This is a genomic window from Pseudoalteromonas carrageenovora IAM 12662 (assembly GCF_900239935.1).
Lineage (GTDB): Bacteria > Pseudomonadota > Gammaproteobacteria > Enterobacterales > Alteromonadaceae > Pseudoalteromonas > Pseudoalteromonas carrageenovora.
The window spans coordinates 377,052-403,842 of record NZ_LT965929.1; the positions used below are offsets into that span (position 1 = coordinate 377,052).

At 40.5% G+C, this 26,791-nt stretch carries 19 protein-coding genes; 5 read left to right on the forward strand and 14 right to left on the reverse strand.

The features are described from left to right. Positions 1-37: 37 nt before the first annotated feature. From ALFOR1_RS18045 to ALFOR1_RS18055, 3 genes are all read right to left on the reverse strand, one after another. Entirely contained in the window at positions 38-985 is a 948-nt protein-coding gene (locus tag ALFOR1_RS18045; protein ID WP_104643929.1) for a carbohydrate kinase family protein, read from the reverse strand. Positions 986-1,095: 110 nt separating this feature from the next. Further along, complete coding sequence (locus ALFOR1_RS18050; protein WP_104643930.1) at positions 1,096-3,486, reverse strand: TonB-dependent receptor domain-containing protein; 2,391 nt, start codon at positions 3,484-3,486, stop codon at positions 1,096-1,098. 164 nt (positions 3,487-3,650) lie between these two features. Continuing rightward, positions 3,651-4,868, reverse strand: a complete 1,218-nt coding sequence (locus ALFOR1_RS18055; protein ID WP_104643931.1) for an MFS transporter — start codon at positions 4,866-4,868, stop codon at positions 3,651-3,653. A gap of 173 nt (positions 4,869-5,041) precedes the next feature. Between ALFOR1_RS18055 and gtfA the strand changes: the two genes are divergently transcribed. After that, positions 5,042-6,514 (forward strand): sucrose phosphorylase, encoded by a 1,473-nt coding sequence (gtfA, locus tag ALFOR1_RS18060; RefSeq protein ID WP_104643932.1) that lies wholly within the window; start codon positions 5,042-5,044, stop codon positions 6,512-6,514. Between the two features lie 73 nt (positions 6,515-6,587). On the opposite strand, the gene ALFOR1_RS18065 is transcribed toward gtfA, so the two are convergent. The 6 genes from ALFOR1_RS18065 to ALFOR1_RS18090 form a co-directional block, all read right to left on the reverse strand. Then, entirely contained in the window at positions 6,588-7,619 is a 1,032-nt protein-coding gene (locus ALFOR1_RS18065) for a LacI family DNA-binding transcriptional regulator (RefSeq protein ID WP_104643933.1), read from the reverse strand. A 322-nt stretch (positions 7,620-7,941) separates the two neighbouring features. Then, complete coding sequence (locus tag ALFOR1_RS18070) at positions 7,942-10,281, reverse strand: ABC transporter permease (protein ID WP_104643934.1); 2,340 nt, start codon at positions 10,279-10,281, stop codon at positions 7,942-7,944. Beyond that, positions 10,268-10,945 carry an ABC transporter ATP-binding protein gene (locus ALFOR1_RS18075; RefSeq protein ID WP_104643935.1) on the reverse strand — a complete coding sequence of 226 codons (678 nt, stop codon included), beginning with the start codon at positions 10,943-10,945 and terminating at the stop codon, positions 10,268-10,270. Before ALFOR1_RS18075 ends, ALFOR1_RS18070 begins: the two co-directional genes overlap by 14 nt. 52 nt (positions 10,946-10,997) lie before the next feature. Then, complete coding sequence (locus ALFOR1_RS18080; RefSeq protein WP_104643936.1) at positions 10,998-12,227, reverse strand: efflux RND transporter periplasmic adaptor subunit; 1,230 nt, start codon at positions 12,225-12,227, stop codon at positions 10,998-11,000. A gap of 48 nt (positions 12,228-12,275) precedes the next feature. Then, on the reverse strand, positions 12,276-12,842 hold the full coding sequence (locus tag ALFOR1_RS18085; RefSeq protein ID WP_104643937.1) for a hypothetical protein: 567 nt from the start codon (positions 12,840-12,842) through the stop codon (positions 12,276-12,278). Positions 12,843-12,870: 28 nt separating this feature from the next. Then, a complete protein-coding gene (locus ALFOR1_RS18090; RefSeq protein ID WP_104643938.1) occupies positions 12,871-13,449 on the reverse strand; it encodes a hypothetical protein in 579 nt (192 codons plus the stop codon). A 504-nt stretch (positions 13,450-13,953) separates the two neighbouring features. On the opposite strand from ALFOR1_RS18090, the gene ALFOR1_RS18095 reads away from it, so the two are divergent. Both ALFOR1_RS18095 and ALFOR1_RS18100 read left to right on the forward strand, forming a co-directional pair. Continuing rightward, entirely contained in the window at positions 13,954-14,466 is a 513-nt protein-coding gene (locus ALFOR1_RS18095; RefSeq protein ID WP_104643939.1) for a DUF421 domain-containing protein, read from the forward strand. Between the two features lie 61 nt (positions 14,467-14,527). Further along, positions 14,528-14,893 carry a hypothetical protein gene (locus tag ALFOR1_RS18100; RefSeq protein ID WP_104643940.1) on the forward strand — a complete coding sequence of 122 codons (366 nt, stop codon included), beginning with the start codon at positions 14,528-14,530 and terminating at the stop codon, positions 14,891-14,893. A gap of 166 nt (positions 14,894-15,059) precedes the next feature. Here the strand turns inward: ALFOR1_RS18100 and ALFOR1_RS18105 are convergent, their stop codons facing one another. Together ALFOR1_RS18105 and ALFOR1_RS18110 are read right to left on the reverse strand one after the other, a co-directional pair. Continuing rightward, positions 15,060-15,626 (reverse strand): hypothetical protein, encoded by a 567-nt coding sequence (locus ALFOR1_RS18105; protein ID WP_104643941.1) that lies wholly within the window; start codon positions 15,624-15,626, stop codon positions 15,060-15,062. Then, positions 15,623-16,819, reverse strand: coding sequence for a DUF3500 domain-containing protein (locus ALFOR1_RS18110; RefSeq protein ID WP_227006971.1), 1,197 nt, complete (start codon positions 16,817-16,819; stop codon positions 15,623-15,625). Before ALFOR1_RS18110 ends, ALFOR1_RS18105 begins: the two co-directional genes overlap by 4 nt. Before the next feature lie 263 nt (positions 16,820-17,082). Between ALFOR1_RS18110 and ALFOR1_RS18115 the strand changes: the two genes are divergently transcribed. Next, complete coding sequence (locus ALFOR1_RS18115) at positions 17,083-18,555, forward strand: S41 family peptidase (RefSeq protein WP_104643942.1); 1,473 nt, start codon at positions 17,083-17,085, stop codon at positions 18,553-18,555. Positions 18,556-18,589: 34 nt separating this feature from the next. Here ALFOR1_RS18115 and ALFOR1_RS18120 read toward each other — a convergent pair whose 3' ends face one another. After that, positions 18,590-19,492, reverse strand: coding sequence for a LysR family transcriptional regulator (locus ALFOR1_RS18120; RefSeq protein WP_024032767.1), 903 nt, complete (start codon positions 19,490-19,492; stop codon positions 18,590-18,592). 130 nt (positions 19,493-19,622) lie between these two features. Between ALFOR1_RS18120 and ALFOR1_RS18125 the strand changes: the two genes are divergently transcribed. Continuing rightward, entirely contained in the window at positions 19,623-20,381 is a 759-nt protein-coding gene (locus ALFOR1_RS18125) for an SDR family NAD(P)-dependent oxidoreductase (RefSeq protein WP_024032766.1), read from the forward strand. 508 nt (positions 20,382-20,889) lie between these two features. On the opposite strand, the gene ALFOR1_RS18130 is transcribed toward ALFOR1_RS18125, so the two are convergent. Both ALFOR1_RS18130 and ALFOR1_RS18135 read right to left on the reverse strand, forming a co-directional pair. Continuing rightward, positions 20,890-23,823 (reverse strand): TonB-dependent receptor, encoded by a 2,934-nt coding sequence (locus tag ALFOR1_RS18130; protein ID WP_104643943.1) that lies wholly within the window; start codon positions 23,821-23,823, stop codon positions 20,890-20,892. Positions 23,824-23,889: 66 nt separating this feature from the next. Continuing rightward, the gene (locus ALFOR1_RS18135; protein WP_104643944.1) at positions 23,890-26,550 is read right to left on the reverse strand and encodes a glycoside hydrolase family 16 protein; all 2,661 of its coding nucleotides are present in this window, start codon (positions 26,548-26,550) and stop codon (positions 23,890-23,892) included. Between the last annotated feature and the right edge of the window lie 241 nt (positions 26,551-26,791).

The following is a 26,791-nucleotide window of genomic DNA, read 5'->3' on the forward strand; positions in this document are numbered from 1 at the left end:
TACTGCATATATTTGAACCTAAAAAACATTAGGTCTATTAAAGTACATCAGCCAGCACAGGTAATGCCGGAAATGCCCCTTTAGCTAAACACGCTTTTGAGCCACATTGAAGCGCAAAGTGCAGGGCGTTTTTTATGCTGGTTTCATCATTTAGTTTATCTGCCAGCACTAAATCACTCCCTAAGTTATTTAAATAGTATAAAACTCCCGCTATAAAAGCATCGCCCGCGCTTGTTGTATCTACTGCGTTTATTTTTGGTGCCGATTCGTTAAGTATAAATGCGCTGTGGTAAACCGTAGCAGGCTCAGGCCCGTCGGTTAAAAACACCAGTTTTACTCCGGTATTTAATAGCATTTGAATGTAATCTTCGCCCGTTGTTTCGCTATGCTTTGCTAAAAAATTAAGTTCATCACGCGAAAGCTTAACTATGTCGCAATAAGCGAAGCAGGCTTGGACATTGCTGGCTATATCATGGATGTTTTCCCACAAGCTGTAGCGTAAATTTACGTCAAAACTAACGAGCTTATTATGTGTTTTAGCAAGCTCTAGCGCTTTAACCGTTGTGCTAGCTATGGCTGGATCGGTTAGGGTGTTTGAGCAAAAGTGCAGGGTGCTTATGCTTTGCCAATTTATTTGCGCTAAATGCGCTTGGGTTAAAAGTACATCGGCTGTGTTATGGCGATAAAAGCCAAAACTGCGCTCGCCTGTTTCATCAAGGCTTACTATTACCATGGCGGTTTGTGAGCCAGCAATGGTAAATAAATAGTCTGTATTTACATTGTATTGAGCCAATGCATTACTTAATTGATTGGCAAAATGATCGTCACCTTTACCACCACAAAATGCAGCATCACCGCCAAGTTTTGCATAGCCAACAGCAACATTAGCAGGTGCACCACCAGGGATGGGTAAGTACGCTGAGTTATGAGCATCTTGAGGCAGCATATCAATTAAAAGCTCGCCTAAGCACAGGAGTTTGGTCATTTGGAATATCCTAAAAAGCCTAGCAAGGCTAGGCTAAAAACATGAAGGGTGTTATTTATTCATACTTTAAAAGGCGCTACAGCGATGACTCACTGCAGCGCAATACACATTTAGTTAAAAGCGTATTTTAAAGTAACCGACGTAGTGCGGCCGTTAATAGTACGGGCACGAATAATGTCGTTCTCAGGTACTGAGCCTTCTTCGGCTTCTGTAATACCTACTGTATCGAATAGGTTGTTTACATTAAGCGCAAGGTTTAAGTTTTCTGATAAGTCGTAGCTTACAAACGCATTTACTTGCGTGTAGCCGTCAAACTTAAGGTCGTTATTATCTTGTGCATAAGCATCGGTTGTACCAATAAAGCTTACACCTGCCGCGCCGTTATCGTAGCTGTAACGCGCCATTAGTGAGTAAATTAAATCCGCTTGGCGACGTGGTGTGTTACCTACAACTTCAGGGGTTAGCGCATCTTTTGCAATTTCAGCATCGGTCCAAGTAAAGTTACCTCTAAAGTCCCACGCATCCATAAAGTAAGTTGATTCAACCTCAATCCCTTTTGCTTCGTATTCACGGTCGAAAAAGGTTTGCGATGTTGCTTCAAAGTTTTGCTCTTCTGTTTCTGCGTAAAAGGCTGTTGCAAATACCGAGAACGAATCAAAGCGTTTTTTCACACCAATCTCAAATTGGTTTACTTCATCTACTGCATCTTCATCGGCTACGCTTCCGTCACTGCGTATTTTACCAAATAATAAACGGTCTGCATTTGCGCGCCCGCCCTTACTAATACGTGCAAACGTAGCTAGGCTTGGGTCAATTTGGTAGTTAGCACCTACAGAGTAAGACGAGTAGCTCCAATCGTAATTAACTGGGCTTGCATTAGCTATATCAATACCTGCTACGTTTTGCTCAGGAATAGAAATAGTACCGTCACGGTTCATATCTACTGTTGAGGTTACGGCACCTGCGTAGTTACCGCGTGCTTCACCGCTGTCGTAGCGGGCACTTGCATCGATGCTTACATCACCAAGTTTTGTTGAAAACGCAACATACGGTGCGCGAGTATCGTACTCGGTATCGTAATCGCGCTGACAACAGTTACCCCAATAAGGCGTGCCGTATGCGTATAAACCGTTTTCTGAATACTCAGTGCCATCGGCTGCGGTTACATTTAAAAGCGCCGCATTGTCGCCTTTAAGCTCCATTAAGTACGAGTTCCATAACCACGACATAGCAATGTTTTGTGTAGAGGCAAAGTAACCAAAGGTTAGGCTAGTGTCATCACTAAACGATTTAGTCAGTTTAAAATCGTTAACAATAGAGCCAAAGTCATTAAGTGTTACATCAAAAGTGTGAATACGCATGGCAAGTTCATCATTAAATGCTTCGCCTGTGTTTGCGTTACTCAGTGTTGCGCCTACACCGCCAATACTTTGTGCAATAGACGATGCGCTGCCAACCTCAGCAGGAATAAGCGAGTTAAAGTTGCCGCTAATTGACGATTTACGAAAACGGTTTTCGATACGCCAATCGTTATCTAAATCAAATACAGCTTCAAAACCTACCGCATCCACTTTAGGGTTCATGCCGTCGCGTAAATCACCACTGCTAATTTGGTTTTCACCGTTTAAACGAACAGTTTTAGTAAATAACGCAGAATGCGGTGTATCTGATTGTGCATCAAAGCCGGCAATAGAGTCACCATTTGAGTACATTGGCATAGGTAAATAACCTACGCTTTTGTCGTCTAGGTGTTTGTAGTAAAGGCGTACATAGCCGTTTTCAAAATCTTTAGTAAGGTTAGCTTTAATTTGGCCACCTTTATTTGATGTGTAACCTGTTTCGCGCGGGCCTTCGCCTTGGCGTACAAAGCCACCTACATGAAAACGCACGCTGTCGGTTAAATAGGTGCCGTATTCAAAGTCGGTGCGTACACTGTCGTAATCTAGGCCAACAGTAGTAGATACGCTACCCGATTCGTTTTCGCCATTTTTAGAAATAAAGTTAATTATGCCGCCAGGTGCATTACTGGCTGATGTAGAGGCTGAGCCACCACGAATTGATTCGATTGTTTGCACTGTGTTATCAAGGCGCATAAATATATCTGCGTTACCAAAGGCAACATCACCAAACTGCATTACAGGCAGACCATCTTCTTGCAGTTGTAAAAACTTGGCGCCACCCGATGCTACAGGTAAGCCACGCACTGCAATATTTGCATTACCTTCACCGCCTGTTGATTCAGCGCGAACACCCGGGATAATTCTAAATGCTTCAGCCGTTGAGCGTGGCGTTGATACCTCAACTTGCTCAAGCGATAAACTGCTTACTGATGAGCTCGATGCCATAATAGTTGTGCGGCGAGGTACACCGGTAACAACAATTGTTTCAAGCCCTTGCTTAGCTTGCACTTTGGTTTCTTGCTCGTCTTGTGCATGAACGCCTTGGCTTACTGCAAGTGCTAAGGCACTGATTAAATATAAAGGTGTGTGGTGTGTTGTCATGTTAACGCCTCATTGTGTTGTGTGAGTTTGTTATTTTTACTTAATCGATTAAGTAAAAATAACAAAGTTTTTACAATATGCAAATTATTTTTGTGTGTAATTTGCACTTTTTTTGTTTTTATATTGATTTTAAAGGTATTTTTTATTCTGACTTGAGCAGCCATTTATGCATTTTTAGTTAATGCTTTTGCCGCAGGGTCGCGGTAAAAGTTATAAAGCATGGCTAAAAATAAGATCACAGCAAAGCCGGTAGCTAAGTAAAAACCGTAGCGTACGTGGCCAAAGTAATCACTTATCATGCCCATAAATAAAGGCGCAAGTGCGGCCGAAAGCGCGGTAAAAAATAAAATAACACCCGCTACTGCACCATGTTGTGCAACAGGAAAGCACGATATACCTTTAGAGTTTAAAGTAGGGTAAACCATCGACATAAATAAACCCGAAAGCGGAAGTAAGCCTACCGCCCAATCAACACCGCCTACCAAAGTACCCAAATAACACAGTGCGATGCCTAAACTTAAATAAGCCATAACCCCTTGCCAGCTAAAGTGATTTAAAAGCCATACAGCAATAAAGCGCCCAGCAGCACGTAATACAAAAAATATAGTAAGTGCGTAGGTTGCAAGTAAAGGCCACGAGCCTGTGTAATCTTTTAAAAGTGTTGGCATCCACACGTAAATAGCAACCTCGGTAGCTACATATAAGGCAATAGCCAACGAAAAACCAAGTGCATACGGGTTTTTGATCATTTTCATGGTGGTGGCAAGCGAAGCGGGCTTTTCAGTACTTTTAACAACACTTGGGTAGTCGGCGCGCCATGCCATTAACGCTAAAATTAAACACATAACGCCGGCAATAATGTACAGATAAGTCCAGCTCACGTTTTGAGTAAGCAGTACGCCTACCAGCGCAGGGCCAACTATGGCACCAATACCAAAAAAGCCTTCTACTTTGTTCATGGTTTTAGTGTGCTCTGCGTTACTTGCAGATATATCGCCAAGTAGCGCTAGTGCGCCGGTTTTAAATAAACCAATGGCAAGCCCTATACAGCACAGCAAAATTAAAAACACCGAAAAGCTATTACTAAAGGCAAACAAAAAGCAGCTGAGCGAAAAAATAAGTAAGCCCAGCATTATGGTTTGTTTACGGCCTAGGCTGTCGGCTAAAAAGCCTAAAAACAAACCACTAAAGGCAATGAGTGCCATAGGTGCATAATGAAAAGCACTGGCTTGGGTCATACTTAAACCAAACTCTGTGATTAGTTCAGGGATGATCATACCTACTGCATCTGAGGTCATCGCAAACATAAAAAACATCATGTAAGTGAGTATTCGTATGCGCTGCATTGGGTCGCTTTGCGAGTGTGTGTGTAAATTCGTCATGTGATTTTTCCTCGTTGTGGCTCAAGTTATAGTAATAACTCAATCACTTACTCTAGTTAGTATTACCGTTGCCACAACTTTTGTATGTAAAATATTTAAAAATTACTTGTAAAATTGTACGTGCTAGTTAAAGATATATCTTAATCGATTAAGTTTCAACTTGGTAATCACACATGATGAAGAATAAAGTTCAATTGATCACATATGCTGATCGAATCACAGGTCAAGATATAAACGCACTTACAACATTGTTAAAAGGTCCTTTGAAGGGCGTATTTGGTGGTGTGCACCTTTTACCTTTTTATAATCCTATTGATGGAAGCGATGCGGGCTTTGACCCGATTGATCACAGCGAAGTAGATTCTCGCATTGGTACATGGGCTGATATTCAAGCACTGGGTGAAAACCATGACCTAATGGCTGATTTAATCGTTAACCATGTATCGGCGCAGTCTTATCAGTTTCAAGATGTGCTAGCTAAAGGCAAGCAATCAGAATTTTGGGATTTGTTTTTAACAAAAGAAGACGTTTTTCCAAATGGTATGAGCGAGCAAGAGCAACAAGCAATTTATCGCCCGCGCCCCGGTAGCTGTTTTACGCCAATGCAGTGTGGCGATGGTCAAACGTATGACTTTTGGACCACGTTTACCGATAACCAAATTGACATAAACGTAAAAGTTGAAGCGGGTATTGCGTATTTAAATAACGTATTAACTAAGTTTTCTGAAAATAACGTAAATATTATTCGTCTAGATGCAGCGGGTTACGCAATTAAACAAGCCGGTACAAACTGTTTTATGCTAGACGAAACCTTTGGCTACCTAGATAACTTGTCAAAGCAAGCAAACGAGCTTGGCATGGAAACCATTGCTGAAATTCATAGCCACTACCAAACACAAGTAGAAGTAGCAAAGCGTGTAAACATGGTTTACGACTTTGCATTACCGCCGCTTATTTTACATAGCTTATTTAATAACGATGTAGATGCATTACTTAAATGGTTACAAATTTCACCACGCAACTGTTTAACTGTACTTGATACGCACGACGGCATAGGCATTATTGATGCAGGCCCAATGGGCGACAAGCCAGGGCTATTAAATGCTCAGCAAATAGATACCCTTGTAGAAACCATGCATGCCAACAGCAATAACCAAAGCCGCCAAGCTACGGGTGCTGCTGCCAGTAACGTTGATTTATACCAAGTAAATTGCACGTATTACAATGCATTAGGCGCTAACGATTTAGATTATTTGATTTCGCGTGCCATACAGTTTTTTGCCCCCGGTGTGCCGCAAGTGTACTACGGCGGTTTATTTGCCTGCGAAAACGATATGGATTTACTTGCGCGTACCAATGTGGGCCGTGATATTAACCGCCCGTATTTAAATACTGAAACAATTGAGCATGCGCTAGATAAACCTGTAGTAAAAGGTTTAATAGAGCTCATTAAATTACGTAATGAACACCCCGCTTTTGCAGGAGAGTTTAGTGCTCACGGTACACAGGGAATATGTTGTTTAACGTGGCAACTAGAAGATAAGTCTATTGCATTAAGTGTTAATTTTAAAACGCGAGACGCGCTTATTACTCAAGTAAATGGTGATGAAGAAACAACGATAAGTTTAAATGTATTATTAGCCTAACACGTCATTAAAACATAAAAGCCAAGCTCTTGAGCTTGGCTTTTGTTTACCCAACTCTTTTTAACATAACCTATTAACCGCTTGCGCCAATATCTAGCTCGTAACTTACATCACATATTTTTTCTTCTTTTGATATAAAGAGCTCGGCGGCCATTACGCCTTTTTCTTGGCTGTTTTGATGAATAGTGGTTAGGCGCGGTACAAAACGAGCGGCTTCGTCTATTCCATCAAAGCCGACAATACGCAGTTCTTCACCTATTTTTATGCCTTGTTTTATAGCTTCTCGCATGGTGGCAAGGGCAATTAAATCACTCATACAAATTATAACGTTAGGGCGGGGGGAGGCACTTAACACCTCTTTAGCGGCAATATTAGCAAAACGCTCGCTGCTCTCAGGTATATTCCAAATGCGGTCATCAGCTACCGTTATATTTGCCTCACTTAAAGCACGTTGATAACCCCGTAAGCGTTGGTGCGAAATAGATTGCCCCGTTTCAAATTCGTGGTGCTCATATACGCGGCACAATACGTTTTCATCAAGTAATCGTAAGCCTAAAATAGCGACTTTATCGCTTTGATTTTTTAAAACATGCTTGGCTATTTCGTAACTTGCTTGCTCGTTATTTATATTTACTGAGGCATTGCGGGCTATATCAAAATCAATAGTTACCACATGTTTAGAGACCGTTTTTAACTGCTCTACTAATGCGTTATTTCGAGGGCGGCCATAACTAATAAAGCCATCAACGAAGTCGACCACACTGTTAAGGTTATCGCTATTACCAGAAAACAATAAAACATTAATGCCGTTTTTTTCAAGCACCGAGGTTACACCCCGCATAAAGCTACTGGCCACAGGGTCCGACACCATATATTCGACGCTATCGGGCAGCACTAACGCCACAATATTAAACGTACCACTGCGAAGCGATTGCGCGGCTTTGTTGGGCCCGTAATAGCCCAAGGTTTTACACGCTGCAAGAATATCGTCTCGGCGTTTAGCCGATAGCTGATCAGGGCGATTAAACGCATTAGAGACTGTTGCGTTAGATACACCTAACTCTTTAGCAATACTTTTTAGGGTCCAGCGGGTTTGCTTACTCATACGAATTCTTTACTCAATACTCATGTTAATAAACTAACATATTCAGGGCGTTAGCAAAGGGCAAATTTGCAAAATAGTCTTAATTGTTGGTGATTACACTTAAACTAAAAAGCCTAACTGCTTTAAAGCTATGCTAATACAGTGCTATATGATTTAAATAACATTATTAATTTTTGTGACACTTGGCTGATTGACGATTTTTAATTGAGGCGCTAACTTCATCTATAATTTGTGTTTACGCTTCTTTTATTAGGGCCTTATATAGGCTAAATAAGTGATTGCTAAATTAGGCTATGTATATCCACACACAGCCTAATATCACTTACAAGTCTCTTAAAGCTTGCTGAATAGGGGTTTTAAGTAATTTAACTAAAGGCGACAATGTTGCAGTTACACACAATATTAGCGTGGTTAAAAGTGCGATGAATAATGCAAGTAAGTCAAAGCCAAGTAAAGTCGACCCAATCAATTTATAAAAAATAAAACACGCAATGAGCGCCAATATAAAAGCAAAGAGTATTTGTCTACAGCGATTAAAAACGATAAAACCGTCTGTAGCCCCTATAGCCAACAATACGCAAATAGACTGTTTATCTAGCCTAAGTTGTGCAAGTACTTGATACCATAAGCCACTAAAGATCCCTGCAAGAATGATCAGTGTAATTACAAATCCAAACCAAAGTAAATCAGTTGATTGTTGATCAAATTTTGCCAAAATATCTGCTAATGCCGCTGCTTTATGGATATTAATATTTGAGGCTTGTTCGCTTAACCAACGATTAAAGTCACTGTTGTTACTAAGTGCGTTAATGTTGTTTGATAGAATTGAAAAATTTTTTAACACTTCCTCATCATATGTATTCAAGGGTAAGTATAAAGTGGGCATAATGCTTTGCCTGCGCCCCCAATGAGGGATATTCTCAGTGATCCCAATAATTGTGAGTTGCTGGTTTTCTAAACCGTAACTAATCGTCGTGCCAATGAGTGAACTCAGCTTTTGCGTACTACTTAAATGCTTAGCAAGAGCGTGGTTGATGATCACACCATTTTGCCAATTAGCTAATTGTTTTCCTTGAATATCCACATCAAGTAAATCAAAAAAGTGGCTACTCACATAGCTTGTTTTGATATCCATAGCTTCCTTTGCACCTTGCCCAGCAAGCGTATACTGTTGTAATTTTTCAAAAGGGGGCGACAAAATGACGGCTTGCGGGTCTACTTGTTGTATCTTATTTAAGGCTTGGCGCCAAGAAATCGCAAAGTGTCCAGAGTCTACACTTACCTGAGCAACAGATAAGTTAATATTACTGTGTTTATATTTTTGCCACTGAGAGAGAGCAACATTACTCAGCGCATAGGTGGCTGTTAGTGCAACGCTTAATTGAATGACTAAAATTCCTCCAGCCAAAGCTTGTTGAAATAATGACACTCGCGTATTTGCCATTCGAATAAACAATGATCCTTTGAGCAAATTTACAAGGGGTATGAGTGAACATAAAATTACGCTCACAGTTATCATTGCGATTGCACTGATAAAACTTACACTATCTACAGACAGGCCTTTATCAGTAAATAATAATTGGTAGCTGGTACTGCTAGTTATTAACTGACTAAGCAAGTATAGACTTAGTACGCTAAGCAAACTTATTACCACGATTTTCAGACATGAAAAAAGGAGCGCAGGTCGAATAAAGTCGTACGATTGTGCGCCTAACAACTGTAAGGTTTTATACTCATCGGCAAACACAATTGCTTTACTGCTGGAAATTGAAAATAAACTAAATGTTAAAATAAAAAATAGCGTAACAATTAAACCTAATAATAATTGCCATAGTAGTACCATATGCTGATACGACTTAGGGTCAAAATTTATGCCCGAAAAAATAACTAGCGGCAATGGCGATTTACCAAAAGACATACCTTTAACACTTAAATCTATACTTTCCAATTGTTTTTTTGTTTGTTCAGGATCAAAAGACATTTTTGCAGAGAACACGCCATAATATAAAGGTGCAGCTTGTAAAAATCGGTCTACCATTGAGTCATTGGTAAAAGGAGTGGAATAGCGCAAAATATCTTCTGGTAGCCATACATCGACATGATTAACTCCCACATGATTATATTTTTTATTTAAAACACCAAGAATTTGTATACCTCGCTCAAGGCGTTTATAGGAAAGTATTTTTCCTTTAATATTGGCATCACTTTTGAGTGTTTCTCGCCAAAACTTTTCAGTGATCCACGCACCAGACACTTTGTTATTTTTTAGCACGTCAATCGCTAAATTGTCGGCCATATTGGGTGAAAAAATAGCACTTCTGACGTTGCTTAACTTTGCGTTATCAATCGAAAAGTTGAATTCTTTAAACACGAGCCATGATACATCTTCAACCATTGGTAGTGTTTTTAGCTGATCAAGCGCTTGTTTACTAACTGCACTTAAACGGTTATCTTCACTTAATCTACCTAATGTATACAAAGGCTTATTTGTATTGGTCCAGCTTGGGTTTTCATAAAAAAGCATACTGCCTAAGCGCAACGCGATACTTAAAAGGGCGGCGGTTAAAGCAAAGCCTAATAATAATATAGCCAGTTTTAAATACTGCCCACGCCAACGTCGCCATTGTGTCAACAGCTCAAAGCCTAGATTACTTACCATCATAATCTATCCGCCCATCTAAAATTCTGATCCGGCGCTTGCAGCGTTGTGCAACGCTTTCATCGTGTGTAACGACTATGAGTGTGCTGCCTTTATCACACAGCGCTTGTAATAACGCCATTACTTCATCACCCGTAGCTTGATCAAGGTTTCCCGTCGGTTCATCCGCTAGTATCAGCGCAGGTTTATTTACTAGAGCCCTTGCAATAGCAACACGTTGCTGTTGGCCACCCGAAAGCTTATCTGGCGTGGTGGCGTGTTTGTCTAGTAACCCCACATCATTAAGCGCTTCTTTTGCACGGTCAATGTACTCACTAGATTTTATGGCTTTATTAAAGCGCATAGGCTGCACTACATTCTCAAGCACTGTCATACTGGCTATTAAATTAAAGTTTTGAAATATCCAGCCTATGTGGGCATTGCGCACCAAACTCTTTTGTTTACGGGTCAACGCTGTAATGTTTTCACTGCGCAGTAAATAGTCACCAGCCGTTGGTTCATCGAGTAAACCAATAATAGATAATAGAGTTGACTTACCACTACCAGAAGGGCCCAAAATGGCGATTGATTCACCATCATTAATTGTTAAATCAATGTCTTCCAATACAGGTTTGGCATTGGCTGAAAATGACTTTGATACTTGCTCTAACGTAATTAACTGCTCCACTGTGCGCTCCTTAGCAATGGTTGTTATTGTTATAACTATTTTTACATCGCTTTTATAATTCAGTTAAATCATTTGGAAGTGTGCTTAATACTAAATCCCCTTCATTTAACCCAGCTAAAATTTCAATATATTGCTCACCCTGTAAGCCTATTGTTACTTCTTTAGCAAAAATCTCTCCCTCTTCGTATATATATACATTTTGTGTTAGTTGGCGAGGATTTAAATAAATAGGTTTGGCGATACGTAATGCGTTTTCTTTGTCTGCTACTAATACGTTGGCAGCAATAGATAAGTTACTGATTGCAGATGTCGGTACTTGCTGTATAAATGCAGCTTCTAGTTTTATTTGATTCGCCTCAATACTTGGAAACACCCGCACAACTTTTGCGTTATATAAAGCACCTTTAATTTCAACCTTCACAGGCATGCCTATTTTTATAGTATCAGCTGCGCTTGCGGGGGCGAGTAATTCGGCATAAAGGCTATTTTTATCTGATAGTTTAGCCAGTACCGTTCCTTTGCTCACGGCTTGCCCAACATCAATTTCATCAAGCAACTCTGTTAAAATACCTCCTTGTGAGGTTTTTATTTCAAGATTTTGTACATCGCTGTATGTGAGGGCGAGCTGTTGTTTTTCAGATTCAAGGGTTAGGTCTAATGCTTTTTCCTCATACTCACGCGCCGTTAAAAAAGCTTTTTCACTGCGTTTTGTTAAATCTAATTTTAAGCGAATTTGTTCAAGCCGCGTTTTTGCTTTTAAAAAATCAAGTTCACTTAGTAGCTGCTGCTTATGTAATACATCTAAAGTGGCAATTTCTTGCTCTGCAAATTTTAGTTCGCTTTGCGCCATAGCAACATCGTTAGCCAGTTGTGTTGCTTCGCGCTGTAATTTAGCTAATGCTGATACATGCATTGCTTGTGCTTTTTGCCAGTTTAATTTTGCTATATCGTATTGGCGTAATAACTGAGGGTTAGATAACGTAAGTACAACGGTATTGCTGTCTAGGTGGCTACCCGGAAGTACATTTAATTGGCTTATATGGCCATCTATTTGCGCCACTAAACTACTTGAAACGCGGGGTTTTAACCGGCCAAACACGGCAACTTGCTGTTGTACCGCACCCTTTTCTACCGCTGAATATTTGATTTCGTAAGCTTTATCACTAAATAATACCGTCAGCACAAGCCAAATTGTTGCCACTAATACCAATACACCCAAGGCAAGCAGCAAAACAGTTCGCGATTTTATTAAGTTAGAATCTTGCTTTGGAATAGTTAACATTCATTGCCCTTTTAGCTACTAAGCACGCATGGCGCTACAAATTAAACACTATTGCGGGTTGAACCCGATTAATGGGATCTCAATTAAATACCACGGGATAGTTGCATGCTTTTGCAGAGTAAGTGCAGCACTTTTTCGTCTTTTATTGGCTTCGATTAATAGTTTCGTAAAAGCCCCACCTTCTGAATACAGATAAGTGCCGTCTTTTGGGTCAGTTGGTGTATCAAAGTATAAATACACATAGTGGGCGTTTGCAGGTACTTGTATATTTGTATAAGCAAGTAATTCTTCAGTGGTTATATTTATATTGAGTTGTTGTTGGCTGAGTACACCATTTAAATCAGGGGCGACTTTAATTGCTTCTTCATAGCTGAGCCAATGCTCACTCTCGATATCAAAAATGTAGCCTGTTTGGTAGTATGCATCGCCGCCTGCATTTAAAAAAAACTGCTCAAAGGTATCAAAGCGCTTGGTCGTGCCGAGTTGCCACTGTTCTACTTTATTGGCTTTATCTGTAAAGCTTTTCATTTCTTCAGTGATCTGTATCTCTGCAAAGCTGCTTGTATGGGCAAAAAGTAACCCAGCAAAGGCAAGTTTTAGAAGGTGTTTTATCATTTTAGCCTCCATTTAAAATATCAAAACTCTATTGCGGCTTAAACCCGATTAATGGGATCTCAATTAAATACCACGGTATTGTTGCGTGTTTTTGCATGGTCAGTGCAAAGCGTTTACGTCGCTCATAGTTTTTTATTAATAGTTTTTCAACTGCAGGGTCGACAGAATATTGTTCAGCAAACATATACGTCTTTTTTTTTGCGTCAACAGGTCTATCAAAATATAAATATACATAGAGAGTGTTTGTAGGTACTTGTATATTTGTAAAAGCGAGTAATTCTTCGGTGGTGATATTAATAGTATACTCTTGGTTAACTATTAGGTCTTTTAAATCAGGGGCAACTCTAATGGCTTCTTCATAGCTGAGCCAGTGGTTGTTTTTGATATCAAATAAGTATCCAGCTCCTGTGTAAGCATGGCCTCCGGCATTTAAAAAAAACTGCTCAAAGGTGTCAAAGCGCTTAGTTGTACCATGTCGCCACTGCTCTATTTTATTGGCTTTATCTGTAAAGCGGATCATTTCTTCAGCGTCGTTAACCTCGGCAACACTGGTTGTATGGGAGAAAAACAGTGCAGTAAAGGCAAGTTTTAGAAGGTGTTTTATCATTTTAATCTCCATTTAAAATGTAAACCCCGAATTGGGTACTTTTTAAACTATCAAGCTGTTTTCATTTTGTAAACATAATATTTACTTTCTTTGTGAAAAATTATTTTGAGTTTTTTAAATAAATTCGTTCTATTCGATGAGGTTAAATTTTTGCGGCTTAAGCCCGATTAATGTGATCTCAATTAACTATCACGGGATAGTAACGCGTTTTTGCATGGTCAGAAGAAGAATTAACCAGACACCCATCTTAAACTTTGCACTTTTTGATGCCTAGATTCAATAGGTTAAATAAAGTGGGTGTCATCATAATTTGGTGTCCTGACATAAATTAAAAATTATTCGTAAAGAGACCCTGCAATAAAAGATAAATCCTGAATCTGTATGGCAGATTTAGTTGCACAGTGTTGTTTGTTTTATTAAGGTGACTGCCTAGTTTGTGTGATTCAGGTGGCTTTTTAGTTTATATGATTATTAGTATATTCAGCACCTTAAGTAGAGGGAAATATGTTTTTTGAATCGTGGAGTGAAATAGCGCGCATTGTTACCACAACCTTGATTATTTATCCCTTTTTAATCCTAGCGACGCATATATTGGGTAAACGCTCATTTGCTAAAATGAACAACTTTGACTGGATAATCACCGTAGCGGCAGGCTCCATCTTGGGTTCTGCTATCTTATTGAAAGACGTGGTTATAGTTGAGGTTTTAGTCGCGGTAAGCTTGCTCCTCTTTTTACAATATTTACTCACTTGGATCAGCGCCCATTTTTCGACGTTCGACAAAGTAGTCAAAACCTCTCCACAATTAGTTTTTTTCGACGGTGAATATCTAGAGGCTGCTATGAAAGACACTCGTCTCACCAGCACCGAAGTGGAAGCGAGTGTTCGAAAAGCCGGTTTTGGTGATTTAAGTACAGTTATGGCGGTTGTTTTCGAGGCCGACGGTGAATTAAGTATTGTGCCGAAAAGTAAAAACTATGATCAACTGATCATGAAGTTACGAAATGTCCCAGATTAATTGAAAAATTTTTAGTGAGAATTAAAAAGACACCCATACTAAATTTTGTTAAGGATAAAAGTTGAGTCTTGGTAGCTGGGATGAAGCAATACTCAAAAGCCTCTTATTTGTGGGAATAGGTATTGCTGTTTGGGCTATATTCGCAGGTTTAGTACCATTATCAGTAAACGGCCTATTAGGTTCGGTTGTTACATTTTTACTATATATGAGTGTTTATTTACTTATCTCTATTGTTGGGTGGTTAGTAATTGGATTTCCACTTCATTATTTTATAAGCAAATACACGAATCGCTCTTATTTATATTATGCAGCTTTACCTATGGCATTTGTTCTTCCGTCTTTATTATATGAAGGTTCATTATTACTTGGTTTCGCGGCATTATTTCAAGGTTTGCTATTTCGTTATTACGTCTATAAAGAAATATAACAAACACCTATCTTAAATATGAACTCTGAAACGAAGTACAAATTTTACAGAGTACTGAGTTTAATAAACCTGCATATTAGGCTAATCAAAGTTAACAAAAATGCGCTTTAATATTAGCCTCAAAAACAGTTAAATTTTAATAACTAACTAGCTAAAGGCTTTGTGTTTACTGCTTCTCTAATACATAAAAGACGGGTTCACCTTGTGGTTTTTTGTAACTAAAACTGGCTAGCTTTACTAAAGAACTATCGCTTTTTTGCCAGTAAACAATTGCTCTATGATTACGTACTTCATGCATAATTACATCGTAATGCAAGCTCATGGGGAATAGTTCACTCTGGTTATTAAGTGGTGCTGAAAGTTCAATAAGCACGGAGCGATAAAACCCAACGTGAGAGTTATGCACTAAATTAACCTCAGCATGGTTAAGCGTAATTGGCAAAGGTTGAGCATCGTTTAGCAATGCCATATGGCTGTGTAAATAATTGTTTAGTTTATTAAGTACTTTGGCGTGTAAAGGCTGATCTATTTGTGCGCCATCAAGTGAGGAGAGCGACGGCGCGGCTATAATTAAGTCTTCAAGGGCAAAGCTTAACTTTAAACCAAGAGTATTATTTGGCTGCTCAGTTAATGTTAGCTCACTGCCTGGCAGCGCATGTGCATTGGCAAATTTAGTGCTTAGTAAAACACATAAGGCGAGTGCTAAGACTCGCATTATAGGGTTTTTAATCATTGTGTTTGGCCGCCGTAGTCATCGGTTTTATCTCGCCATACAGAGTGTGGGTGATTGCCCTCTTCGTTAGTTGATTTATTCGATTGCAACGAAAATTCAATCCAAATAGAAGGGCCGTCTACTCTTACGTAATCATCTTCGCTATTTAGTGCGGTTGTACCTGAAAAACCAATGACGGTATCGGCCATCTCTGAGGTGTACTTATCCATGTACTGTTTGGCATCTGTGGCATTAATATCTTCTACATAGGTGGCTATTGCTTTCATTAGTAATGCTTTTTGTGTGTTGTTAAGCTTACTTACACTTAAGCCTTCTTGTTCGGTTGGTATGGCGTCGTCAGCTTGTGGGCCTGCAATTATATCTCTGTATGTGCCTTCAAGCGTGGCGGCTTTTTGCTGTGCAGGGGTTAAGCTTTTAAGAAACGCTGCAAAGGTATCTCTTTCTTGGAGTAAAGGGGCGTTTGTTTTACCGTTCATATCAAATGGATGAAATGGCTCTATACCTCTAAAAGACGGAGTTGCCCCAATTAATTTTCCATCACTATATGTGTTTGAAAACGCAAAATGATGACCGCCATAATAAAGCTCCCAAGTACCTGTTTTTGCGGGGGTGCCTAAAAAAGCAAGTTTAGAATTAAACGATGAGTAACCTGCTTTATAGTCATCACTAATTGTACCAATATAGTCATCAGCATTTAGTGTTTGTAGCATTTCATCAAAGCCTTCGTTATCTTTAAGGCCTGCGGCCTCCATTAAAATAGCTTTAACAACGCCGCGCTGCTCTACCTTAAGCTCGCCTAAAAACACACCCGGCCTTGCTGGAAAAGCTCCAGCCGGTAAGTTACTCCAGTTTTTTGCTTGTTCTAATGAATAATCTAATTGCATATGCGCTAAGTTTTTATCACTAACACCCGATTTGAGCAGGTCAATTAAGCATAGTAAACGTGTAACACCCGGATGATCACCACAAGTATCAACCGATGCTGGAATAGCAATAGTCCCCATTAGCGTGCTGGTATCACCGAGGCGACCTTGTATTATTTTACTTAAAGCGGCATCTTTTGCAGAAAGTTTAGGTGGCCCTTTATGTTGTTCGTCGTGCTGTGTCTCAGCGCTAAGTTGGGTACTTGCAAATGCGCTTGCAAGCCCAAGTGCAACGAGTTTAAAAAGGTTACTGTGCTTATTTTTGATCATGTTGTCACCAGACTACTATTAAATTGATTTATAAATGAGTAAGGCAAGTTAGGCCTAACCGTAAACGTTAATACCAGTATTACACATCAGCATGAATATAATATTTAGTTAGATTAAATAAGTGTTACTTTATTAAGAACGGTTTATAAGTTTTTAACTTAGTTATCAAGGATGTATTTACTTATGTACCTTAAATCGCTTTTTTAGTATTGTTAATGAACAATAACGCACCAGTAATTTATTTTTAGCTTAAATGGATTTTCATGACTATAAAAACAAAAATAACCAATTATGTATTGCTCCCAATTTTACTACTACCAGCAGTTGTAAATGCTGCACAAGAGCACGCAGAACCTACAACAAAAGCGCAGTGGCGCAGTATAACAGAGCGCGATATTGAGGCAGCATATAGCATTACCGCACATAATCACCCCGGTATGTTTGATGTTAATAATCCAACGTTCCCTGACTTATTAAAAAAAGCAAAAGCAGAAGCCCTTACATTGTCGGCTCAAGCGAGTGGGCCGCAGGTTCATGCAGCGGCAATTTCTCGTTTTAGCACTATTTTACAAGATGGCCACGCCGGTGCGTTTTCAAGCGTAGATAGACCCGCGCGCCGCTGGCCGGGCTTTAGAACTGTGTGGCGAGGTGATGCGCTAAAAGTGTATTACAGTGAAAACAAAAATATTAGCAAAGGCGACGTTGTAAGCCAATGTGATGGGCAAAGCACCGAGATCTTAATACGTGAGAGAGTGTTTAAGTTTCATGGTGAAGTTGCACAACCTGGCCATTGGTGGCAGCAAGGTTGGCGGTTACTCATTGACGAGGGCAATCCATTTTTAACTCCTTTAAAAGAATGCGAATTTGTTAAAGCCAATGGCGATACCTATACACACGTATTAAATTGGTCTGTAAGGCCTAAGTCAGTCAGTAAGCATTTAGAAAATGCCCACAACGGTGATGAACTTCCCATTGATTTAACCTGGCCTGAAAAAAATACTGCGTGGATTGCTATGCCTAGCTTTTCATCAACCGAAAAGCAAACTGCTGCCTACAATAAAGTGTTTGAAAAAATACAACAGCAGCGTAACAAGTTACTTAATGCAAAAGCCGTGGTGTTAGATTTGCGCCATAACCAAGGTGGTTCATCTTATTGGGGCTTACAAATAGCCAGAGAATTATGGGGTAAAAATGTAGTAGAGCAAAAAGAAAATAATACTTTTCAAAACGAGCAAGTGTGGTGGAGAGCGTCAAAAGATAATACTGACTACGTAGAGTCTTTATTAGACGTTGTAAAAGATCAGCCTGAAGTACTGAAAATAGTTAAAACTGTAGCAGCGGGTATGTCTTTATCGCTGAAAAGTGGTGATCCATTTTATGTAGAGCAAGAGACTAATACGCTAAATAACCTACCACAAGAGCCCTTAGTGAGTGACTTTAAAACCAAGGTGTTTGTTATAGTGCCGCCGCAATGCGCGAGTGCTTGTTTAGATGCGCTAGATAAGTTTAAGCTTTTTGAAAATACAACGTTGTTTGGTGCACCAAGTAGCGCAGACTCATTGTATATGGAGGTACGTTTAGCCGATTTACCTTCAGGCTTAGGCAAAGTTGTAGTGCCAAATAAAGTATATGTAAACAGAGCGCGTGGGGCAGGGGACTTTTACAAGCCCGATGTGGCTTATAACGGCATTGATTGGACAATTAATGTGTTACTTGAGCAGATTAAAAACCTGTAACTTGTTTTAGTAACTCAAGCTAGCAACTAGGTTATTACTTTGTAAATACGCTCAATTGTTCTTCAAGCCAAAGCATAAATGCACTTACGCGTTTGGGTAAGTGACGCCTATTCGGGTACAAAATATTGATTGGTAGGTCGGGCATCGCGTATTGAGGCAAAACCTGTATAAGTTCGCCAGATTCAAGGTATTTACTTATACCGTGAATAGGTGATTGAATAAGCCCGAAACCACTCAGTACTGCGCTTAAATATGCCTCTGAGGAGTTAACAGTAAGCTGGCTTTTCATCGTTATTGATTGCAATTGATTATTGCTATCTAAATATTCGAAACCCGGATCAGGGATACCAAGTGTTTGACTGTAGCGAACAATGTAATGATTTTTTAAATCGTTTAGAGTTTTAGGTAAGCCATGATTTTTTACATAATAACGGCTTACGCAATTTAAAACTTTAAAGCTACCCAAACGTCGTGCAATTAATGATGAGTCGGTAAGTTCGCCCACTCTTACTACGCAATCAAATCCTTCTTTAATGACATCTACTCGTCTATCGGAGCTGCCAAGTTCTATTTCAAGATTTGGGTGCATTTTTAAAAACGAACTTAAGTTTGGAATTATGGTATCTCGACTAACAGCTTGTGGCATATCTACACGTATTCGGCCTGTTAAACCTTTATCCTCACTTACAAATAAATTTTTTAAATCGTCAGCGTCGCTGATAATTCCCAGTGCACGTTGATAAAATAGCTCACCGTCTGAAGTCATATTTACAGTGCGTGTAGTACGGTGTAATAAACGCGTATTTAATGTACTTTCGAGCATGGTTACTGCTTGCGATACACTTGACTTAGGAAGATTTAAGCTTGTTGCTGCTTTAGAAAAACTACTGAGTTGCGCTACTTTAATAAAAATACGTATTGCATTTAGGTCTTTCATAATACCGTTTATTGTTCGTTTATTTTGAACAGTGTAACTCTTTTCAGCCTGTTTATCTTTGTTGCTTGAAAAAATATACTGGCTTGGCAGTTATTTAACTCCCCGCATTTATTTTCAACAGGATATAACAATGAACAAACGAATTGCAGTGATCACCGGTGGTAATCGTGGGCTTGGTAAAAGCACGGTGCTTTGCCTTGCAAAGCAAAATGTCGATTGCATTTTTACTTATCGTCGTCATGAAAAAGAAGCAAAAGAGGTTGTAAAGCAAGTACAGGATCTAGGCTCTAAAGCGGTTGCATTGCAATTAGATGTAAGTGATATGCTCGGCTTTGAGGATTTTGCACAGCAACTACAAAATGTCCTGCGGACTCATTGGCAACAAAGTGAGTTTGATTACTTAATTAATAATGCTGGGGTGGGGCTTACTAGCAGTTTTGTAGACACAAGTGAATCAACTTTTGATACGTTAATAAATATTAACTTAAGGGGAGTATTTTTTGTTACCCAAACATTGTTACCCTTTATAAAACACGGTGGTCGTATTATTAATTTATCAAGTGGTTTAACGCGTTTTTCATTACCCGGTCATATTACTTATGCAATGACCAAAGGTGCAATAGAAGTAATGACAAGGTATTTAGCTAAAGAACTTGCACCTAAAAATATTACGGTAAATGTTGTAGCCCCAGGTGCAATTGAAACCGACTTTGGTAATGGCGCCGTTCGTGATAACGATGAAGTAAATGCGTTTATTACATCACAAACGGCAATGGGCAGAGTTGGTGTAACAGACGATATAGGGCCTATGATTGCTAACTTATTAGCGGACGAAAACCGTTGGATGACAGGTCAACGGCTTGAGGTATCGGGCGGTATGTATATGTAATCATACCAACCGGCATGAATCTTTGAGCAATTTAGTGAATTAAATTGCACTATAACGTCGCTGAAATTTTTATTTAGAACAACTAGGGTCTGTTTATCTTTCAAGGTTAAATTTGCAGCAGTCTGTTTGGTATTTAGGCAAGGCAGAGCCTATGTAGTGTGGTTATTCCCCATAAATGGGCGATAACGTAGCATTAATGCCAAACAGGCGCTGCCCAAAGGGTTCTTTCTAGGGGCTATTTACTCTTTGTTGCTCGGTTTTTACTTAGCCCACTAGGTTACAAACCTCGCGCCGCGATTAAATAGCCCCTAGTTTGAACAAATTTTAATCCGCAAAGATCAACAGACCCTAGGTACAAAAAATTTTGTCTAGATCTAGCGTAATTTTCTTACGTTAAATAGCCCCTATACATAAACAGATTGGTACCATTTATTAAAAATTATAACTTGAGACAATAAAAAACCGCTCAGTGAGCGGTTTTATGCATTTTTTACTAAAGAAAATTTAGTTAGAACGTGTAACGAGCACCCACTGAGTAACGAGGGCCGTACTGATTAGCAAATAAAAATTGCTCTTCGTAACGGCCGTAGCCTTCTTCGGTGGCATTGTTTAAGTTTATGCCATCAAAAAATACGGTTACGTTTTCGTTTACATCGTAGTTTACGCTCATATCCCATTGGCCGTAGGCTTTAGCATATTGCGGTGGCGCATCGGCTGAGCCTTGTGCTTGGCCTACACCAATTAAGTACGAGTCGCGCCATGCGTAAGTAATCTTAACCGATAGGCCGTCTTTTTCGTAAAAACCTTGGAAGTTAGCTGAGTCACTTAAGCCTGTAAGTGGTGCTTGTTGATCAAGGCTTTCGCTATCAAATTCAACGTCGCCATCTACAAATGTTGCGTTAACACCTACACCAAAACCAGTTTCGCCAATTAAGTGCTGAATAGCCACTTCAAAACCATCTACCGATTTGCTGTCGGTGTTTTGTGGTTGGCTTATGTTCCACACCATAAGTGGGTCATCGCTATTTGGCTCAATGATGCCATTCGCATTGCCATAACCATTGCTAATCATTTGCGCAAAAATAGCATCGGTGGTTGCTTGCTCGCCGCGCGATTCAATATCGCTCACTGCTTGTGAGTAACGTGGGCCATTTAAAATGTCGTATAGGCCATCAATCGTGGTTTGCGTAATGGTGGTTTGAATAAAGTTATCTACGTCTTTTTTAAAGTAACCAACAGAGGCATAGCTGCCTTCTGCGTAGTAATACTCTAATGATAAGTCAAGATTGGTTGATTCAAACGGTAGTAAATTTGTATTACCTTGGCTACCCGTACGCGAGCCAGGTTTTGGGCTACCAGTTAAGCTACGGCCACCGGCTAAATCACCTAGTGGTGCACGCGACATAGTTTTACCCCATGAAACACGAGCCACTACGTCTTCGGTTAAATCAACACTTACATCGATTGACGGTAATAATATGTCGTAATCGCCTTGTTGCTCTAAGAAGTTATCTTCACCGCCTGCAGCGTATTGCATGATCCACTCTGAAGCGCTGATCCAGTTAACTTGCTCTTCAACACGTTGGCGTACTGTGCTTGTTACGTCTGTTTGCTCGTAGCGTAGACCTGCATTTACTTTTACGTAGTAGTCACTTACATCAAACTCCCAGCTTGATTGAATGTAAAAGCTATTAGTGATTTCTTCTACGTAGCTTTCGCTGTCAATGCCATCCATGTAGGCATTAGCTGCGTATGCATCGCCACCTGTTACATCTGCTGTTAAATATGCAATTTGGCGTGCTACGGCTTCGTCAAAATCGTAGGTGTAGTAGTAATTAGGTTGTAAGTCGCTACCGCCGCCAGCAAATTGGTCTAAAAGACCCGAGGTATCGTGGCGAGTAAACATGCTATCTGGAAATATTTCTGTGTACGATGGGTTAAAACCAGGGCCACCTACTAAACCACTCCATGCAGTGTAACCGCCGGTGTTTTGCTCAGTACGTGATGCGCCAAATTTTACTTTAACTAGGCCAATATCAAAGTTTTCGTTGTACCACGTGGTATGTAGTTGTAACTGTTCAATATTAGATTCACCCGGCGAGTGCGTGAATTGGCTAAAGTTAGAGTCAATTTCGCCTGGCGTTAATTCGCTTGTGCCATTTAACCAGTTAACTTGAGCACTTGGAATATCGCCTGTACGGTAATCGTAAATTTTATTAGCTAGCTGATCAGAGCCTAAAATAACTTGGCCGGTACTGCCTAGCCCGTCATCGGCGCCGTTATCGGTTTCATTTTTAGAGTCATGGTAATCAAGCTCTACGTGCCATGTGTCGTTAATTTCCCACTCTAGGTTTAAACCAATAGAGCGTGCTTTTACTTCTGTGGTGCCTTTGTTGGCTGTAAACGAGGCATCGTTACCGCTAATATCGGCATAAACGGCTGTGCCATTTTCATCAAGCTCGTAGCCATTAATATTGCTACCAAAGTCGTTCCAAATACCCCAGCCAATACTTTCAGAGCCCGTAACAGCTTTACTTGCTGTGTAATCAAGTGTGGCTACAAAGCCATCAACCGGTTCATATTGAAAAGTTACTTGGCCGTTAGTACGTTCACGTTCTACATCTTCAATAGAGTAGTTCATGTCTTTAGGGAAGTAGTAATTACCTGATGGATCAGTACGGTTATCAACTACATTACTGCTATCTAAGTCAGGCAGGTCTACATTGGCTTGCCAACCTTGAATATTGGCACGTTGTTTTTGAAAGTCGCGCTCTTGATGCGAAAATGAGAAACCAAAACCAAATCTGTCATCCGCAAATGTATTGCTATAAACAGCCGAAAGCTCAGGAGTTACATCATCGCCGGCTTCGTTAGACGAGTCGTGATTTGCTTTAATAGTTGCTGAAAAGTTTTGACCCGGCTTTTGAAAAGGGCGTGCAGTAGAAATGTTTACCGTAGCACCCAAGCCACCGCTTGGCACATCAGCGCGTGCTGTTTTAAATACTTCTAGTGCGCTTACGCCCTCAGAAGCAATATTTTCAAGGTTGTACGAGCGCGTATAACCAGTACCTGGCATTTGGCGGCCGTTTAGCGTAATTAAGTTAAACTCTGGGCCAAAACCACGTACCGTAATTTGGCTACCTTCACCGTTTGCACGACTTACCGATACACCGGTAATACGCTGTAGTGATTCTGCTAAGTTTGTGTCTGGAAATTTACCCATTTCTTCAGCTGAAATGGCATCTACCACGCCAGATGAGTCGCGTTTCATATCCATAGAACGAATAAGTGAACCACGAATACCTTTTACTTCAATAACTTCTACATCAGGAGATGCTGCTGTGTCTGCTTCGGCGGCAATAGCCGTATTTAACGTGCTCGCAGCAATGATAAGAGACACAGAAGCCGCAAGTTGGCTCTTTTTAAAATTGAATGTGTTCATAATAGCTCTGCTTTATAAAATGTTGTTGTGTAGTAATAGGCGCTAGGCGCCTATTAATGTGTGTATTTATGGATTCGCAATTATTACGTTATCTATGCGGTAAAGTGCGCCGTCGCCCATATCCCAGCTAGGAAAAACCATGATTACGTTTAATGCGCTAATATCTAAGCCTGCATCAAATAACTGCTGAATAGGGAAGGTGTATGTTTGCCACTCGCCGGTTGTTGGTGCTTGGCCTTCAACGCTTTGCGTTAATGCCAGCTCAACGGCACTTGATGCGCCAATTGATTCAATTTTAAATAACCACTGTGCATCCACGTTTGATGGCGCAGAGACTACTTTCATATCAAACTGTACAACGCCACTTTCTAATAAGGCAGATGCATCAAACGATACGTCTTCATCGGCTAAAAAGCCCATTACAGTTGGGGTAGCACCAATGCTAAATTGAGCCACTGCGCCGTGCTGATCATCGTCGGTTTCTGTAGTTGGTGTAGAGCCAGCGCAACAATCCCATATGCTCCACTGATCGGCGACTGTATCTGTAAATACGTTAAGCTCACCTGAGGCAACTGGTGCTGCATTAGGATTGTAAATTTTAACGTTATCTACACGGTAAACCGCGCCTTCACCTGCGCCCCATGCCGGAAATATCATAAGTACGTCAATAGTGCTTACATCAAGGCCCGCACCCGCTAAGTCAGATAACTTAAAGGTATATGTTTGCCACTCGCCAGTCACTGGTGCTGCGCCTTCTACACTTGCTGTTAGCTCAAGCTCTACTGCAGAGTCGCCACCATTTGATTCAACTTTAAATAACCAAGGTGTAGCAGGGTCGCTAGGGGTAGACGTTACTTTTAAGTCAAATTGAATAACGCCTTCATCTAAAATGCTGCTTGCATCAAATGACTCACCGGCACCACCTACTTCAGTGCGGCTGTTAAAACCCATAACTGTAGGCTCTGCACCAATACTAAACTCTGCAGTTAAACCGTGTTCTTCATCGTCCATTGCCTCAACAGGTGTTGAGCCGCCGCAACAATCCCACATTGGCCATGCTAGGTTTTGCTCATCTTCAAAAATAGTTAGCTCTGGTGATGCGCCTATATTGTCTTGTGTAATTTCAACATCATCAATTAAAAAGGTTGCACCTTCGCCTGTGCCCCACTCAGGAAATACCATTAGTACATCAATAGCACTAATATCAAGGCCCGCGGCATCTAGGTCAGAAAGTAAAAATGTGTATGTTTGCCATTGGCCTACAACAGGTGCTTGGCCTTCGACACTATTTGAAAGCGGCATATCTGCATCTGATGAGGCTTCTGTGCTTTCAAGTTTTACAAACCATGTAGTATCAGGCACGCTTGGAGCGCTTGTTACTTTCATTTTAAAGCGTACGTAGCCTTCTTCTAACATTGGGGATGCATCAAATGGTGTTGCAGCACCGTTTTCGTCAGTAATAAACGCATCGCGGCTAATAAAACCAACTACTGTAGGCTCGCTGCCTATTGTAAATTCAACTACGTCACCTTGCTCTTCATCGTTCACTACTGCAGGTGTTGAGCCACCACAACAATCCCATGCTGGCCAGTTAGGGTTAAAGCTATCGCCAAAAATAGTTAATGGGGTCGCAATACCGGTAGATGGTGCACTTGGAATAGGGGCATCGCCTTCAAGTAGGGCATCGTCTAGGCTATCGTAACCTGGGCGAATGGTTTCACAGCCTCTGCCAGTATCTGGGTTAGATGCACATTGATAAACACGAACGTAGTCAACTGCAAACGTTTGGCCGTTTGCAAATGCGTTGGCATCTACGCCTAACTCATTTACGTTTTCTGGCCAGTCGCCGCCTACGGCTAAGTTTAATAATAGGTGGAAGTCTTTATCGTAAGGAGCGCTATCCCAATGGGTTTCAAGCTCGCCAGAACCTTGTTCAAAATACTCTGCAAACCAACCTCGGTGAGTAAGGCCTACTGCATCGCCATTGGCATTAGTACGAACTTCTGATTGACGCTGCGTTGCGTATAGGTAGCCATCAACGTACCAGCGAATTTCACCTTCTTGCCATTCAATAGCGTAGGTATGAAAGTCATCTGCTGGGTTGCTATCTTCAGGGAATTTGTATTCTTGGCCTGTGTAGCTGTTATCTGGCCACGCGCGGCCGTAATGTAATGTGCCATGAATGCTTGACTCAATACCGCCATCTTCATTAGCAGTTTTAAGGTTTACAGACTCTAAAACATCAATTTCGCCAGAGCGTGGCCATGTACCGTATTCTTCATCTGTTGGGAGCATCCAAAATGCCGGCCAACTGCCTTGACCCGAAGGTAGCTTTGCACGTACTTCAAAGCGGCCATAAGTAAAGTCAGCATTGTAACGGGTATTTAAACGCGCAGAAGTGTATGGCTTTTCAGCACCTTCTGTCGCTGGTAGGGCAACAATGTTTAGCACACCGTCGGCAATAAAAGCGTTTTGTTCGCTGTCGGTGTAACATTGTTTTTCGTTGTTACCACCGCCGTCGCAGTTTAGTTCAAAGTTCCATTTATTAGTATCAATGGCAGAGCCGTCAAATTCGTCGCTCCACACCATTTGCCAATCTGAAACTGGCTCAGAGGCATCTACATTTTCAAAATTCGATTTAGTGGCAGAATCGCCACCACAGCCAGCTAACGTTGCTAAAGAGATAGCGGCAAATAAGCGTGTAATGTGCGTTGTTTCAATGTTCATAACTGAACCCCGGTTTCAACAGATTATTGTCAGATTAATTGTTTTTAGTGCTATACTTTTGTGTTGTAAGCGCTTACATTTTAACATGTGTTTTGTAAGCGCTTACAAATGATATTGTGGAGCGTGTAAATGGTCAACATATTTGTTTACTTATTTACATTAAATTTACGGTATGACCAGTTTGCCAATTAAACTTTTTAGCATAATTTATATATAAATTAATTAATTACGAAGTGTTACT

Bases quoted from the DNA above. Each gene is read 5' to 3' on its own strand.
- ALFOR1_RS18045 (WP_104643929.1), bottom strand. From the start codon at position 985: ATGACCAAACTCCTGTGCTTAGGCGAGCTTTTAATTGATATGCTGCCT.
- ALFOR1_RS18050 (WP_104643930.1), bottom strand. From the start codon at position 3,486: ATGACAACACACCACACACCTTTATATTTAATCAGTGCCTTAGCACTT.
- ALFOR1_RS18055 (WP_104643931.1), bottom strand. From the start codon at position 4,868: ATGACGAATTTACACACACACTCGCAAAGCGACCCAATGCAGCGCATA.
- gtfA (WP_104643932.1), top strand. From the start codon at position 5,042: ATGATGAAGAATAAAGTTCAATTGATCACATATGCTGATCGAATCACA.
- ALFOR1_RS18065 (WP_104643933.1), bottom strand. From the start codon at position 7,619: ATGAGTAAGCAAACCCGCTGGACCCTAAAAAGTATTGCTAAAGAGTTA.
- ALFOR1_RS18070 (WP_104643934.1), bottom strand. From the start codon at position 10,281: ATGATGGTAAGTAATCTAGGCTTTGAGCTGTTGACACAATGGCGACGT.
- ALFOR1_RS18080 (WP_104643936.1), bottom strand. From the start codon at position 12,227: ATGTTAACTATTCCAAAGCAAGATTCTAACTTAATAAAATCGCGAACT.
- ALFOR1_RS18085 (WP_104643937.1), bottom strand. From the start codon at position 12,842: ATGATAAAACACCTTCTAAAACTTGCCTTTGCTGGGTTACTTTTTGCC.
- ALFOR1_RS18090 (WP_104643938.1), bottom strand. From the start codon at position 13,449: ATGATAAAACACCTTCTAAAACTTGCCTTTACTGCACTGTTTTTCTCC.
- ALFOR1_RS18095 (WP_104643939.1), top strand. From the start codon at position 13,954: ATGTTTTTTGAATCGTGGAGTGAAATAGCGCGCATTGTTACCACAACC.
- ALFOR1_RS18105 (WP_104643941.1), bottom strand. From the start codon at position 15,626: ATGATTAAAAACCCTATAATGCGAGTCTTAGCACTCGCCTTATGTGTT.
- ALFOR1_RS18110 (WP_227006971.1), bottom strand. From the start codon at position 16,819: ATGATCAAAAATAAGCACAGTAACCTTTTTAAACTCGTTGCACTTGGG.
- ALFOR1_RS18115 (WP_104643942.1), top strand. From the start codon at position 17,083: ATGACTATAAAAACAAAAATAACCAATTATGTATTGCTCCCAATTTTA.
- ALFOR1_RS18120 (WP_024032767.1), bottom strand. From the start codon at position 19,492: ATGAAAGACCTAAATGCAATACGTATTTTTATTAAAGTAGCGCAACTC.
- ALFOR1_RS18125 (WP_024032766.1), top strand. From the start codon at position 19,623: ATGAACAAACGAATTGCAGTGATCACCGGTGGTAATCGTGGGCTTGGT.
- ALFOR1_RS18130 (WP_104643943.1), bottom strand. From the start codon at position 23,823: ATGAACACATTCAATTTTAAAAAGAGCCAACTTGCGGCTTCTGTGTCT.
- ALFOR1_RS18135 (WP_104643944.1), bottom strand. From the start codon at position 26,550: ATGAACATTGAAACAACGCACATTACACGCTTATTTGCCGCTATCTCT.